Genomic DNA, 15,192 nt, shown 5'->3' with positions numbered 1-15,192 from the left:
GTAATCCTCCGAGCATGCTACTAAGGGTGATGCAAATCATCATTATTCCGTATAAGGTTACGTGTAAACAGACAAGACTACTGTTCGGGAGCAGTAGCCTTTTTGTTTTTAGGATGTATCTTCTATACACTCTTAGTTAACATATATAACTTTAGATTGTTAAACTAAGAATATTTTTCTGTATTATCCATTAAGGATTAGGGAATCTTGTAACTACTCTCTAATAAATATACTCCTACTAATTAAATAGTCGTGTTAGGAATTATAACCAAGTTGTAGATTATTTGTATAATTTGTTGTTATTGTAGGTATAATTATTTGAAAATTTAGATATTAGATTAGATTTATTATTCATAACATACATACTTACTTATTCTTTATTATTTTAAAACCAATCAAATGGATAAAGGAGAGGATATATTTGAAGAATAATTATTTATATCGAGAGAAAAAAATAATGACTATGAAAACTGTTACTGAAATGACCGGATTGTCTGAGAGACAAATTCGTTATTATGAAACTCAAAAACTTATCTTTCCTGAACGTACCTGCTCTGGTACCCGTAGGTATTCTTTTTCTGATATTGAGAGATTAATGGATATTGCAGAAAAAATAGAAGATGGAGTTCTTACACGAGAAATTCGAGATGATCTTTATAAAAGAAGAAAAAAGATATTAATACAAGAAACGAAACGATTATAGGTGAACTAAGAACTTATTTTCCACGAACCTAATTGAATAATTTTATCAAGATTAATAATAATTATTACATTGCTTAAAATAAATAATTTAAAATCCTTTCTTCTCTATACTTTTTTCAATTTCCAGAAGGGTGAATTATATATGAAGGGACTAAAAGATATGAAAATATTTATGAATCGGTTTATAAAAAACATTACTTGTATAGTTGAATTTGTTTATCTATATATGCTGCTCTCTTTTATAGAATTACAGGCGGCTTTACTAAAATCATTACAAATAAAATAGTCTTTTGTCTTAAAAGATTCACAATATATACATCTTTAAAGATGTATATATTATGAACCTTTCTACTGGTTTATTTGTGGTTCTAACGTAAAAAATGAGGGGCGAAAATTAAGAGGTAATTAATAGGTTTATATAAAATGAATTTTCTTCTCTTATAGAAATTACTCATTAGTTTGTTTTAACCATCATTTTTAGTTCTGTGCGAGCTTAATTAAAATCAATATGAGATCTTGTCGCAAGGCGCTGACTATACAGAAACAAGAAAGGATGCAGTTACCCTTCGTTAGGGAATAAAGCTTGAACAACAACTGTTATAAACTCATTCATAGGAAGACCTACTTTCTTTAGGAGGGTTGAAGTCACTTAATTATCTAAGAAAAGTCCTTCCTTTTTGTATTTATTCATTTACACAAGATATTACTATCTTACGCCTTTCCTTTAATTTCAAACAATAAGGTTTATTATTAAAAACTTTATTTTTGACAAATAATATATTTACTTTAAATTAAAGGAGGGAAGAACATGAAGATTTTTCTAGCAATAAGTATTGTCTTTTTATTATCTACTTCAAACCTCTTGCTAATGGATTTTCTATTAGGTTTTAGTTTTTATGATTCATTTCTGCACCTTCTAAACCCTTTTTGGGTAATGAGTAATGCTGAATATATCATGTTAGCTGGACTTTTTCTTATTGTCATTAGCCAACAAATTTTTATGATTATTAAAAAAAAAGAGAAACGCTACCGTCCTAATTAGTTTTTTTCTTCACATAGTTCCGAATGAGGGAGACAACCAGCATAAACAAAGGAATAACAATCAAAAAAGGAACATGAAGGTATTTTAATGTAATAATAAACCCTTCTTCTAAATGTTCTGAAAAACTGGAAGCTATTGTCATGGAAAGGAAAATCAAAACAAAGCCCATGGGAAGAATGATTTGCTGGCGGTTCTTCACCTTAAATAAATCAGTAATTCCAAGGATAGCTCCATACATAAAAATAGATGCTTTGAAAAAAACGGTCATTAACAGGGTAAAAACTACAATTGCATCCATTCTTTCAATAAAATCAAATAGATTAACTTTTCCAATCGTAGCTAAGGTAGGAAATGTAGATCTTTGCATTACATCCAAACCTAGCACCGACATATTTAGAGCAGCTGTCCAGCTTAGGATCAATCCGCTTGAAATTAATGCAGATACCCATACCTTTTTTATTAGTTTAGGACGATTTAAATATGGTAGCAGCATCGTAAATACGAGCATTTCACCAAATGGAAAAGATACGACAGGAGGGAACGCTGTAGTTAAAACGGGTTTCCACCCGTGTTCGAGAAAGGGGCGAATATGATTTAAACTAACATTTCCAGATACAAGAACAAAGAAATTAGCTCCTAGCCCAAGTAATAGTAGGATGACAATAAATACTTCTGCTGTTCTTCCTATTACTTCTATCCCTAGATAAATGACATAACACATAACAAGAATAAGCGAGAGGTTAATTACTAGTAATGGTGTTTCTGGTAAAGTAGACGAAGTCAATAAGTCCCCGAAATCACGTACATTTCTAGCTGCAATATACAAGAAAAACAAACAGTATAATAATCCAAGCACCCAGCCAAAGAATTCACCAAATATTTTTCTAACATATCCAGTAAGGGGAATGGTCGGATATTGACGAAATAACATATAGTAAATAAAGAATAAGAGTATGCCTCCTCCCATTCCTAGAAGGATAGCAAGCCAGGCATCTTTACCGGCGGGGATTCCATAACTTACAATTAGAGAAGTACCCAAGTCGAAGATAAACATAAGGGCAAAGAGTTGTGTAACGCTTATTTTTGCTTTCTCCATCTTTGAGGCGTCTCCTTTCTTTATTATGTCTTATCTTTGACTTTTTTAATTGTTTGCTAAAAGTTTTCATAATGATTGGTAATAAAACTAGTTTAAACCCGTTGCTTGTTCAGTTTCTTGCAAAATGATTGCGGATAACAGAAACTAAAAGCATGATCATGGGAACAACAATTAGAAGAGCAATCGAAAGATAATGATTAAGGAAGCCTTCTTCTCCTTGCTCCGAAAAACTGGAGGCCATAGTGAGAGATAAAAAAATGACAATAGTTCCGGTTGGGAAAAGAATTTGATGGTACGTTCTTAATTTGAATAAATCAGCTATTCCTATAACCGCGGCATATAGATAAATAGATGCTTTGAAAAAGACGGTAATCAGCAGAGTGAACACCACAATTGCATCTAATCTTTCAATAAAATCGAATAGATTGACTTTTCCAACTGCTGTCAACGTAGGAAATACGGACCTCTCCATCACATCTATACCCAGAACCGATGTATTTAACAAAACGGTCCAGCTTAAAATCATCCCGCTTGAAATCACAGCCCCCAACCATGCTCGCTTTACTAATTGAGGACGATTTAAATATGGTAATAGCATTGTAAAAGCAATCATTTCGCCAAAGGGGAAAATGAGCAGGTGGGGAAAAGCCGTGGTGAAGATAGGCTGCCATCCGTGTTCAAGAGCGGGGCGTATCTGGTGAAAATCAACATCTCCTGATACAAGAACAAAAAAATTCCCTGCCGCTCCAAGTAAGAGTAAAACGACAATAAATACTTCTGCTGTTCTCCCTACTACTTCTATCCCGAGATGAATGACGTAGCATATCACAAGTACAAGCGTAAGGTTAATGGCTAGTAAAGGAGTTTCCGACAGGGTAGATGAAACCAATAAATCTCCTAATTCACGTACATTCCTTCCGCAAATATACAAAAAGTGAAGACAGTATAGCAAACCAATTATCCATCCAAAGTACTTACCAAATATTTCTCTTATATATCCAGTGAAGAGCAAATTGGGATATTGACGATATAAAAAGTAAAAGATGTAAAATAATCCGACTCCTCCACACAAGGCTAACAGAATAGCAAGCCAAGCATCCTTTCTGGCATTTGTTCCGTAACTAACAATCAATGCTGTTCCCAAGTCGAAGATAAACATAAGAGCAAAGAGTTGAATGACACTTAATTTTGCTTTTTCCATTCGTCTCTCAACTCCTTTCTTTACCCTTTATGATTATTTTATTTGTTTATATAGGACTTGGTTGTCATACCTGTCCGACGAATAATAGCTTGTACATTCACGTGAACTTCTGTTTTCGGAAAAATATCTTTTTCCCATGAATTATGAATGTTGTTCCACACATGTTTATTTGCTATATTAACCGTTTCACCAAAATTGAAGATATCACTTTTTTGCTTTTGAGCTTTTTTTACTGTCAATAGTATTTCCTGTTTAATCTCTTCTTCTAATTGTTCATCTAGTTGGCCAAGTGCTTGTGATTTGGCAAGATCTATAGAGCAATTATTTTCTAAGACTGTTCCTTCTGCACGAACTGTAATATAGATAACGGGTTTCTGATGTTTGAATGTTACATGGGTAGACGATTTGGAACGCGAAATTTCAATTGCGATGGCATCCTTTTTCTTTCCGCAATTAAGATTCATCACGGTTCGTTTCATTTCGTTCGTAATCCATGTCACTCCTCGTGCAGGAGGCCCATCCAACCATTTTTTTAACTTTCCATTTTTAAAAAGAGCAATCCCTTTAATTTCAATGTTTGCACTTGGAGAAACTTGTTGTGTATTTGTTGTCGCATTCCCACTTTCTTTCTCCCCGTTAATCTTAACCCCTGTGACTACTACACTTCCTTCTTTTAGCCCCTGAATCACTTGATCTGCACGCGTACTTTTATAGGTTCCCCAGTCCTCTTCAGAAGATTTTAAAGCATCACTAATCTTTGCAGAGGGGATGGCTTCTAAAGATGTTGTGACTTCTAGCGTTTCTTTCGCTGTAATATGTCCTCTTGCAATTAAAACTGGAAAAAGAACCCGAAACTGGCTATCCCGTTCGATCATATCAAATAAATCTTCAATTCCTTGTTTCGCTACCTTCTCGCCGATAACTAAGATTTGAAGGTGAGGAAAGAAAAGCTCTCCAGGTGACTTTGTTGAAATCTTTCGAAGGGTCTCAGCAAGGGTACTTCCTGTTTCAGTAAAGGTTGTCACAGGCGAAGCTTGAACTTTTCCTCCTTGTTGTCCACCAGCTACTTGTGAAGGATTGATAATTTGAACCGTAACTCTATATCTGTTCTTTACTTTGTCACTGCCTTTATCAATAGCCATCCCTGAAACGATACTTAGCTGCTGTAGCTCTTCGCGGTCCCAGCATCCTGACAAGAAGACTAACAATACGGAAAGCAAAAGAAGCATCAATGATTTATGTCTCATCAGAATCCCTCTTTGATTCTTGATTTTTCATCTTTCCTTCCCTTGGTGAAGGACCGCGATCTTTATTAGTGTCTGTTCGCTTCGTTTTCACCTGACTAATTAAACGGGGGCGTTTAGACATAAAAGGTAAAGGAAAACGGAAGATGGAATCTTTCTGATCAGCTAAAATGGCAGGAGCAAAAGGAGCTAAGTACGGAATACCAAAGGAACGCAAGCTGCACGTATGAGCTACTAACATGATTACTCCTAATCCAATACCATATAATCCAAAAAAACTAGCTAAAATCATCATTCCAAACCGAAGTAAACGAGTAGCATCTGTCATTGCATAATGAGGAATGGTAAAGCTTGCGATAGCCGTAGCTGCCACGACAATAACCATCGCGCTTGAAACAATCCCAGCTGAAACAGCTGCTTCTCCCAATACAAGAGCCCCGACGATGGAAACAGCCTGACCAACGGGACGCGGCATACGAACACCAGCTTCTCGCAATACTTCAAAGGTAAATTCCATCAATAGCGCTTCTATAATAATGGGAAATGGAATATTTTGACGTTGGGCTGCCAAATTAATCAGCAACGGTGTTGGAATTAATTCTGGATGGAATGAAAGAAACGCAATAAATAAAGATGGGCCAAGAAGAGTAATTAAAAAAGAAATGATTCTCAATATGCGCAAAAAGCTAGACATTGTCCAACGCAAATAATAATCCTCCGCCGTTTGGAAAAATTGATTCCAAGTCGCAGGGACAATGAGAGGCGTAGGTGTTTCATTCACAAAAATCACAACTCTTCCCTCTAATAGATTTCCTGCCACCACATCGGGGCGTTCTGTGATAAAAACAGTGGGCCAAGGGGTCCAGGTTTCATCGGAAATCCATTCTTCAATTGTATTAGAGCCTTGAACTTCATCTACTTCCATTTTACCTAATCTTTCTTTAATTTCTGTAAGAAGCTTATCATTGACAATTCCTTTTACGTACATCATCCCAACGCCAGTTTGCGTGATTGTTCCTATTTCCTTCGTTTCTAACCAGAGGTTTGGACTCTTAATACGACGACGAATCATTGCCGTATTAGTGATAAGGGACTCTGTAAAGCTATCTCGAGGGCCTCGAACGGACGATTCTGCTACGGGTTCCGAAATGGCTCTAAGATCTCCTCCTTGCGCCGCACAGGCAAAGCCTTGATTCCATCCATCAACTAAGACAATTGTTTCGCCGGATAAAAGATGGAAAAAAAGTTTATCGAAATTCGTTATCTCTCCCACATTTGTAATAGTTAATATATGTTCTTTTATGTACATCCCTAATTCGATTGGTCCATAAGGGGCTTCCTCTTTAACCATCTCTACATCGTTCATCAGCCTTTCTATAATGGAGTTTCCTAAAATTTCTTTATCCGTTAATCCATTTATATAAATAGAAGCTACTTTACATAAAAAGGGTTTTCCCATTTTGAAATCTCGAACCACTAAATCTCCACTATTCCCTAAAGAGTTCTTTACTTTTGTCAGGTTTTCAGTCAAAGATGAATGAAGAGTCTCGTCATTTGAAGTGGTTTCTTCATACTGAAGGGGCATTTTTTTTGGTTTTCTGGCTTTTTTTATCAGGCGATTCCAGGCGCTGTTCATATTTTAATAACCCTCCACTTTTGAATGTCATCGAATGAAGAGGACATTGGTTTTTCCAATATTCACTAGTAATTTTTCCTTATATTACTTTTTTATACATTCATTCTTCTTTCCTTCATTAATTTGTTACAAAGGAAAGTAATTAACGAAGCATAAAAGTTACTACAATGTGATAACTGAATTTAGATTGAATGAACCTGCCAATATCTTTATTGGTTAGATCGTTTTGGTTGTAATAAAAAAGAAAGCCTGTAAAGAGTAGAATGTCATCAAAAAAGAGGGTGAGGCAGCTATTACAGTCTTGGATATGCTATTGTTGGATACAGCTCAGTAATAAGGCTAGGTTAGTTTTGGAACATTTATTACGGATTTAATTCTGAAAATTCTGTTTTGGTACTCCTAAAAGAAAGAGATTGTATTCGCAAGCATCGAGGAGAGAAAATTGAGGCTGCGCTAAACATGAGGATAACTTTTGAAAGACCTAAAGCTAAAGTTAGCCAGGAGTTTACGGAAGTTTATAAATGATGGAAATAAAATTAAAACAAAACTGTACAAGTCATGAAAGAAGAAAATATGAAGAAAACAATATTTTATAAAGTAATAAAGCAATATGAAAGTACTATAAAAAAGATCACTTTATAATAGAAGAAACTCACCAAAAAGAAGCCTTTGCTAATTATAGCGAAGGCTTTCAAATAATAGGAACACCCTAAAAGATATTTTTGAAATTTTAAGCCTATTTATTATATTTTTCCTGATTCTAAGCAGTAAGTTTTGAATCGTTCCTATCTTTAGATGCTTGATTCTGGTTTCTTAAAAGAAATGTACCAAATAGAGTAAAGATAGTGACAATAACCCCCATGATTAAGTATGTTTGACGAAAACCAATTGAATCGTATAGGTTTCCTACGATAGGAGAAAGTATAACGGCCCCTAGCTGCATCGCGAATTGGTAGCCAACCAAATATAAAATTGAAGAGAATTTTGTATCAAAATGTGTAGCCAGATATTTAAACACAGAAACGATGATAATGGCAAACTCTGGTGCGTTAAGAAGCTTAATAAATGAAATGCTGTATGGATCTGATACTAGACCTGAACCTATCACGCGCAAAATCATAATAATTCCCGCTAAAACTAAACCTCCTTTAGGACCTACTTTACGGACAATGAATGGAGCAACTAATAACATACCGGACTCTAAAAAGACCTGACCTGCATTTAAGTAACCAAATATTTGGTTTCCTAATTGTTCTGTTGGAAACAGAGAGGCATAATATACAGGAAATTGCTGGTCAAAGACATTATAAATACAGCCCGTCCCGAGCATAAAAATCATAAAAATCCAGAAATCTTTTCGTTTAAATAAACTGCCCAAATCTTGAACAGAAAGGGATTTTGCCTTCTTTTCTTCGATAGTGGATACTTCTACTTTTGTAAGGAAAATAACAAGTAATAAGAGAATGCCTGATCCCGATGCAATCCAAAAGTTGATATCAGGGTTAATGTTAAGCATTCGTCCACCAATAGCAGCTGCCACGGCGGCTCCTATTGATCCCCAAAGTCTTGCACGACCGAATTCAAACTCATACTTTCTGCCAACTTTTTCGATATATGACTCGATAGCTGAGATACCAGCTAAAAAAGTGATGGCAAGATAAGACCCGCCTGTCAGGGCTCCTATCCAAAAATTCCAGTTTAAAAGAGGTTGATAGATGAAAATGAGAAATGGTCCAGATAAAATAACTAAAATTGAAATAAAGTATAATAAATTCTTTCGTAACCCCAATTTGTCAGAGATATATCCATAAAGCGGTTGGAAAAGCATAGTGAAGATAGCGTTTACAGAAAAAACAATACCCGTTTGTGCTCCGGAAAGGTTAAGGCTTTGTCCCAACCAGATAGCAAAAAAAGTGAAAATAGAGGCAATAGATAAGAAGAACAAGAAAAAGAAACTGCTTAGCTTCCAGTAAAGTTTATTGTTTTGCATATTTAAATCCCCTTTGCTGTTTATGTATCTAAATTTTATTTAGAAAGCGTTTTCGATTTGATTGTATTATATATGGTACCGATTTCATATGTCAATAAGAAAATAATTAACAAAACTACCCTTTTAAAAAGGGTTTTTTTAAGTGTAATGTATTTTTTAGTGTGGTACTGGTTTCTTACTTATGAAATAACTGCTTTTAAGTATACTGGTTTATTAATCATGAAACATTTTATATAAAAAGGTTCTGTCTTAAAGAGTCACAGCGATTTTACTGGTATTCTTATTGAACACATGATATAGAGATGCAAACGAATTCATTCATTGCATTTTGGCTCTTTTTTAACGTAAAATAAGTATGAAACTGATTTCAGTTAGTGATGGAGTGATAAATAAATGCCTACCATATATGACGTAGCAAAATTATCGGGGTTATCAAAGACAACCGTTTCCCGTGTTATAAACAATCATTCATATGTTTCAGAAGAGAAAAAAAATCTGGTGCTAAAAGCAATGAAAGAGCTTAACTATACCCCGAACCCTTCGGCAAGAAAGTTAAGAGGACAGGTAACGACTACAATTGGTGTTATTGTACCAAGAATCGTAAATCCATTTTTCTCTTATTTAGTCGATTCAATTGAACAAGTTGCTTATAAAAACGGCTATCACGTATTAATCTTTCAAAGTAATGAAGATAAAGAGAGAGAATTGGCCTTTTTAAATTTACTAAAAACAAAGCAAGTTGACGGAATTATTATGACCTCTATTGAAAATGACTGGAGTATCATAGAATCGTTTACTGAATCTGGTCCTATTTTGTTATGCAATGAATATGTAAACAACGCAAATGTTCCAATTGTTCGATTAGATCAATACAAGGGTGCATATATAGGCGTAAAGCATTTACTTGAAAAAGGCCACCGGAAAATTGGGTACTGTACAGGTGGATTGTTTGCAGAGGAAGGCAAGGACAAGGACCGTAATCAAGGTTATCAAAAAGCACTTCAAGAGGCAGGGATCGAGCCGGATCCAAAGTGGATTTTTGTTAATCAACACAGTATTGAAGACGGAAAACAAGTAGTTAAAAAAATCCTGTCAATGGAGGATCGTCCAACGGCTATATTTACAGGGAGTGATGAAATTGCCGGGGGAATGATGATTGAAGCCAAAGAGTGCGGTCTAAAAATACCTAATGATTTGGCTATTATTGGCTTTGATGATCAACCTCTTGCACAAATGTTAGATCCAAAGCTAACAACTATACGACAACCTATTGATCAGATGGGGATTAAAGCAATGGAAACTCTTATTGATATGTTGAATGATTCTGAAGTAAAAGTGGAAACTTTTGAACTTCCAATCGAGCTGGTTGTTCGAAGTTCAACGTAATAGCAGATAACAGATGAAGGTGAGAACTGAATTTATTCGTTCTCACCTTTTTTGAAAAATTTTCAGAAAAGTTATTGAAACCGTTCCCATGATGTAATACAATGAATTTATCTTAAGGAAGAAGAGTCATATTAGACTTTTTAATAGCAAAAATTTTTTTAACCAAATATGGTATCGGTACCATACAAACAAAGAATAAGTACATAATTTTAATATAAAAATACGGGAGCTGATAGAAATGGTTCAACTAAGTGAAAGAATGAATGAAGAAAGCGCTACAATAAAGAATAGACAATGGTGGAAGGAAGCAGTTGTATATCAAATTTATCCGAAAAGTTTTTATGACTCTAATGGTGACGGAATTGGTGACTTAAAAGGAGTTATTCAAAAATTAGATTACTTAAAAGAGTTAGGTATCGACGTTATTTGGTTAAGCCCAGTTTATCAATCACCAATGGACGATAACGGATATGACATCTCTGATTATCAAGCAATTGCAGAGGAATTTGGCTCTATGGAAGATATGGATCTATTAATTCATGAAGCTAAAAAAAGAGATATAAAGATTATTATGGACTTAGTCGTTAACCATACTTCGGATGAACATGAATGGTTCATAGAATCAAAAAGTGATGTAAATCATCCTAAAAGAGATTGGTATATTTGGAGAAACGGAAGAGAAGACGGGACTCCGCCTAACAATTGGAAATCTATTTTTGGCGGTTCGTGCTGGGAGTATGATGAGCAAACCGGACAGTATTATCTTCATGCATTTTCTAAAAAACAGCCTGATCTTAATTGGGAAAACCCTGATCTTCGAAATGCCGTTTATAAAATGGTCAGATGGTGGTTAGATAAAGGAATTAGCGGCTTTAGAGTAGATGCCATTACATTTATAAAAAAACGACAAGACTTTGATGATTCGCATGATGGAATGAATGTAATTGAAACCAATCAACAAGGCATTCATGAATTTTTAAGTGAACTACGTAAAGAAGCTTTTACTTCACCTGATATCTTAACCGTAGCAGAAGCACCTGGGGTATCACACAAAGAACTGCCTATTTATGCGGGAGAAGACGGACATTTTAGTATGCTTTTTGAGTTCGATCATGTCGATTTAGATGTAGGAAAAGAAGGAAAATGGTATGAACCGTATAATTGGAATCTACTTGATTTCAAAAAAACCATTTCTGACAGTCAAACGTTCTATAACCACACAGGGTGGGGAGCGCTTTATTTAGAAAACCATGACCAGCCTCGTTCTTTAAACAAATTTATTAAACCAGAAGATATAGGACCTATTCCAGCTAAAATGTTAGCTACCGTCTATTTCTTATTAAAAGGGACACCATTTATCTATCAAGGGCAAGAAATTGGAATGACAAATGTAGAGTATCCATCAATTGAGCATTATAATGACTTGGCTTCAATCGATCAATATTACTCTGCGCTGAAAGAAGGATTCTCAAAAGAGGAAGCATTAGAAGCGATTTGGAGACGCAGTCGTGATAATTCTCGAACACCTATGCAGTGGAATCATTCTGAATATGCAGGGTTTAGCCAAGGTACACCGTGGCTAGAGATAAATTCTAATTACTCTTCTATTAACGTCGAGAATGCTTTAAAAGATCGTAATTCTTTATTTTATTTCTATAAAAAGTTAATTAGTTTAAGAAAAAGCAGTCCATATTCAGATATTATTGCTTTTGGTAAATACGAAGACATGTTTAAAGATAGCCTGCAAATCATGGCCTACACGAGAGAGTTGAACAATAAAAAAATAGCGGTGATTGCTAACTTTGATAATAAAGAGTTAACTCTAAGCTTAGATTTTAATATAAAAAATGTTATTTTATCCAACTATGAACATTTAGAATTACACCTAGATCAGATAAATTTACGACCTTACGAGTCCATTGCTTGTGAAATCGATTCATCATTTTAATCTCTTTTTATTTTTATCACAATTGACTCATTCACGTATAGAAAGGCAGGGCGAAATCTTTTGAAAACATTAAGAAATCAACATCAAGAAAAAATCTCAAAGGCAATGGAATTTGTGTTAAACGAGCAGGAGTCTGTTGATCAGAATCATTGGCGACTACAATATCATGTGTCTACACCAGCATACTGGATGAATGACCCAAATGGATTCAGCTTTTATAAAGGTGAGTATCATTTATTTTATCAACATCATCCTTACTCTCCCGAGTGGGGGCCGATGTATTGGGGGCATATAAAAAGTAAAGATCTTACTTACTGGGAACAACTTCCTATCGCTCTTGCTCCGAGTGAAGAATACGATCATGATGGATGTTTTTCAGGAAGTGCAATTGAAAAAGACGGAAAGCTTTATGCAATGTACACAGGGAATGTGTGGACAGGGGATAACTATGATACGGACTTACGACAGGTTCAGTGTCTTGCTGTAAGCGAAGACGGCGTTCATTTTAATAAAGTACCTCAAAATCCAGTTATTGATTCAGTGCCTGAAGGGGATATTCATCCTCATCATTTTAGAGATCCAAAAGTATGGAAGAAAGACGGCTATTATTATTGTGTTCTTGGATCACGTACAAAGGATCATGAAGGGCAAGTTCTTTTGTACCGTTCAAGAGATCTGTTGAATTGGGAGTTTATGAATGTAATGGCCAAAAGCCAAGGAAATCTTGGTTTTATGTGGGAGTGTCCAGATCTTTTTAGTCTCGAAGGACAGGACGTGCTTGTTATGTCACCTCAAGGAGTAAAACCGGAAAGAGATCTCTATCATAACTTGCATCAAGCTGGATATGTAAAAGGGAAATTAGACTATCAAACAGGGCTGCTTCAACACGAAGACTTTCAGCTTTTGGACTACGGATTTGACTTTTATGCTCCTCAAACGGCAGAAGATGAACATGGCAGACGCATTATGATAGCGTGGATGGCTATGTGGGAAAGCAGAATGCCTGAACAAAAACACAATTGGGCAGGCGCAATGACTGTTCCGCGTGAGCTTTCTACTAAACAAGGGAATATAATTAGTAAACCAATTCCAGAGCTTAAGCAGCTTCGTCAACATCACGTGCAGTATAAAAATATCACGGTTAACAGAGAACAAGAACTTGCAGGTATTTCAGGTGATTGTTACGAACTTGAAGTGAAAATTAACGCAAAAGCTGCTTCACAGTTCGGAATAAAAGTGAGAACAGATAATGACACTCACCAAGAAACGCTCTTAACTTATGATAGGCTAGAAAGTTTGTTTATCTTTAATCGTGATAAATCAGGTGAAGGTGATGGGGGAATAAGAAAAGCACCTGTTGGATTAAATGATAATCACTTGCACCTTCATCTGTTTGTTGATAAATCGTCCATCGAAGTTTTTATTAATGAAGGCGAGAAAGTGATGACGAGCAGAATCTATCCTGGAGACAATGCAAAAGGTATTTGTTTCTTTGCAGATCAAGAAATTGAATTGATTACCTTAAATAAATGGAACTTAAGCAAGGGCGTTTCTCCACTGATTTTTTAAAGGCTAATAGAAATTGGATAAAGATAGTAGCCAAGCAACGTACAAGAAAGAAATTACAACAATTTATGCAACTAGATTAACTTGAAGAACAGATCCCCTTAAGGGGATCTGTTCCTTTTATATGTACATTAATATCTTTATTACATGGAAAAGTGCTTTTTTTGATTACTGTTATCTTTTATAAATAGTTTTATAAAGAATAGAGGGTAAATCATCAAATTGTTGCTAATAGTCTCTCTAGGCTGCAAGGAGCAAGAAATATTCAACTTTATGGCATTGGACATATTGGATTGCTTTCAAATAGTCAGGTTAATGCGTACATAAAAGAAGGGCTGAATGGCGGGGGACAAAATACAAACTAATTATTTTTCAGGTGAACAAGGCAGGATCGACTTTTATATATTGGGGACTAGAATGTTTGCCTTTGTGTTTCACCACCATGTACCGGATGAAAAACAACCGAAGTCAAAGCAGCTCCCGCGCCGAAATAGAGTAGACTGCTAAAAGTACCTCAGTTAATCGAGGTACTTTTTTTAGTTTTTGTACAAAGAATCGAGGATTAAAAACCGCTCAAATTGATTTTTAATCGCGCATTGCGCCTGCTTCTCGAGAAGTCATTGCACCTTGTCCTTCACTTACGTCTCTTTGGATTTCTTGTTTTACTTTTTGTGCATTTGTTGCAGAAGCTGCTGGTTTCTCAGTAAAACCCGCCTTTTCTTTAGCTGATTGATGTTGCTGCATATGATCTCTCCTTACTTTTTTATTCGTACAAAAAGGAAGAATGGAGACCCATTCTTCCTTCAGCCATCAATTATAAAGTTGTCTTAGAAACGTCCGCCGCCAAGTTGTTGCTCAGCCATTTGTACAAGACGTTTTGTGATTTCGCCACCTACTGATCCGTTTGCACGTGCAGTTGTATCAGCACCAAGGTTTACACCAAATTCGCTAGCGATTTCATATTTCATTTGATCGATTGCTTGTTCAGCACCGTATACTAATAATTCATTGTTGTTGCTGCTGTTGTTGTTTGCCATGTTGTGTCACCTCCTTATTTTTCTTAAGTTTCCTATTGTGGAAGAGATGTATTCGTGGTAAATAATGGATGTATATTTCCTTGTTAGGATGACATACTAATTTTTAGAAACAACCGACACTGTAAAAAGTGGGATTAGATGTTTCATTTCCTTGTGACTAAAAACTAAACGCTTGCCATGTGTAGGAGAGAGAATGACAACTCGTTTGTCATTCTTTTTTCATGTTCATGGATATATTATTTGAAGGACAAAAGACTAACTCTATAAGGGACTGACCCCATAGAGTGAGACAAATAAAAAAACACCTTTAAGTAAAAAACGGGTATGTAGTACCTAACAATAAC

The 15,192-nt window shown here is 35.4% G+C and carries 12 protein-coding genes and 1 pseudogene; 6 read left to right on the top strand and 7 right to left on the bottom strand.

Annotation, left to right across the window (positions count from 1 at the left end; all coding sequences use genetic code 11):
- Nucleotides 1-421: 421 nt before the first annotated feature.
- Complete coding sequence (locus tag ACFX4G_RS20500; protein ID WP_230184404.1) at nt 422-703, top strand: MerR family transcriptional regulator; 282 nt, start codon at nt 422-424, stop codon at nt 701-703.
- A gap of 807 nt (nt 704-1,510) precedes the next feature.
- Nucleotides 1,511-1,744 carry a YczF family membrane protein gene (locus tag ACFX4G_RS20495; RefSeq protein ID WP_322552354.1) on the top strand — a complete coding sequence of 78 codons (234 nt, stop codon included), beginning with the start codon at nt 1,511-1,513 and terminating at the stop codon, nt 1,742-1,744.
- Here the strand turns inward: ACFX4G_RS20495 and ACFX4G_RS20490 are convergent.
- The 5 genes from ACFX4G_RS20490 to ACFX4G_RS20470 form a co-directional block, all read right to left on the bottom strand.
- Entirely contained in the window at nt 1,737-2,840 is a 1,104-nt protein-coding gene (locus ACFX4G_RS20490; RefSeq protein WP_377576492.1) for a GerAB/ArcD/ProY family transporter, read from the bottom strand. The two genes, ACFX4G_RS20495 and ACFX4G_RS20490, sit on opposite strands and share 8 nt — an antisense overlap.
- 109 nt (nt 2,841-2,949) lie before the next feature.
- Nucleotides 2,950-4,041 (bottom strand): GerAB/ArcD/ProY family transporter, encoded by a 1,092-nt coding sequence (locus ACFX4G_RS20485; RefSeq protein ID WP_377576489.1) that lies wholly within the window; start codon nt 4,039-4,041, stop codon nt 2,950-2,952.
- 38 nt (nt 4,042-4,079) lie between these two features.
- Nucleotides 4,080-5,288, bottom strand: a complete 1,209-nt coding sequence (locus tag ACFX4G_RS20480) for a Ger(x)C family spore germination protein (RefSeq protein ID WP_043978632.1) — start codon at nt 5,286-5,288, stop codon at nt 4,080-4,082.
- Nucleotides 5,278-6,921, bottom strand: coding sequence for a spore germination protein (locus ACFX4G_RS20475; RefSeq protein ID WP_043978636.1), 1,644 nt, complete (start codon nt 6,919-6,921; stop codon nt 5,278-5,280). Before ACFX4G_RS20475 ends, ACFX4G_RS20480 begins: the two co-directional genes overlap by 11 nt.
- A gap of 760 nt (nt 6,922-7,681) precedes the next feature.
- Nucleotides 7,682-8,911 (bottom strand): MFS transporter, encoded by a 1,230-nt coding sequence (locus tag ACFX4G_RS20470; RefSeq protein ID WP_377576486.1) that lies wholly within the window; start codon nt 8,909-8,911, stop codon nt 7,682-7,684.
- 393 nt (nt 8,912-9,304) lie between these two features.
- On the opposite strand from ACFX4G_RS20470, the gene ACFX4G_RS20465 reads away from it, so the two are divergent.
- From ACFX4G_RS20465 to ACFX4G_RS20450, 4 genes and pseudogenes are all read left to right on the top strand, one after another.
- Entirely contained in the window at nt 9,305-10,297 is a 993-nt protein-coding gene (locus ACFX4G_RS20465) for a LacI family DNA-binding transcriptional regulator (RefSeq protein WP_165575914.1), read from the top strand.
- Between the two features lie 238 nt (nt 10,298-10,535).
- Nucleotides 10,536-12,245 carry an alpha-glucosidase gene (locus ACFX4G_RS20460; protein ID WP_377576483.1) on the top strand — a complete coding sequence of 570 codons (1,710 nt, stop codon included), beginning with the start codon at nt 10,536-10,538 and terminating at the stop codon, nt 12,243-12,245.
- A gap of 60 nt (nt 12,246-12,305) precedes the next feature.
- Nucleotides 12,306-13,814 carry a glycoside hydrolase family 32 protein gene (locus ACFX4G_RS20455; RefSeq protein WP_377576480.1) on the top strand — a complete coding sequence of 503 codons (1,509 nt, stop codon included), beginning with the start codon at nt 12,306-12,308 and terminating at the stop codon, nt 13,812-13,814.
- 206 nt (nt 13,815-14,020) lie between these two features.
- Nucleotides 14,021-14,176: pseudogene (locus tag ACFX4G_RS20450) on the top strand (esterase); the annotation flags it as partial.
- A 220-nt stretch (nt 14,177-14,396) separates the two neighbouring features.
- Here ACFX4G_RS20450 and ACFX4G_RS20445 read toward each other — a convergent pair.
- Together ACFX4G_RS20445 and ACFX4G_RS20440 are read right to left on the bottom strand one after the other, a co-directional pair.
- Nucleotides 14,397-14,555 carry a hypothetical protein gene (locus tag ACFX4G_RS20445; protein ID WP_192995136.1) on the bottom strand — a complete coding sequence of 53 codons (159 nt, stop codon included), beginning with the start codon at nt 14,553-14,555 and terminating at the stop codon, nt 14,397-14,399.
- 83 nt (nt 14,556-14,638) lie between these two features.
- Entirely contained in the window at nt 14,639-14,848 is a 210-nt protein-coding gene (locus ACFX4G_RS20440) for an alpha/beta-type small acid-soluble spore protein (protein WP_013084442.1), read from the bottom strand.
- Nucleotides 14,849-15,192 lie beyond the last annotated feature (344 nt).

The organism is Priestia sp. YIM B13486 (assembly GCF_042787865.1).
GTDB lineage: Bacteria > Bacillota > Bacilli > Bacillales > Bacillaceae_H > Priestia > Priestia megaterium.
This window is presented reverse-complemented; position numbering and strand designations above follow the sequence as displayed.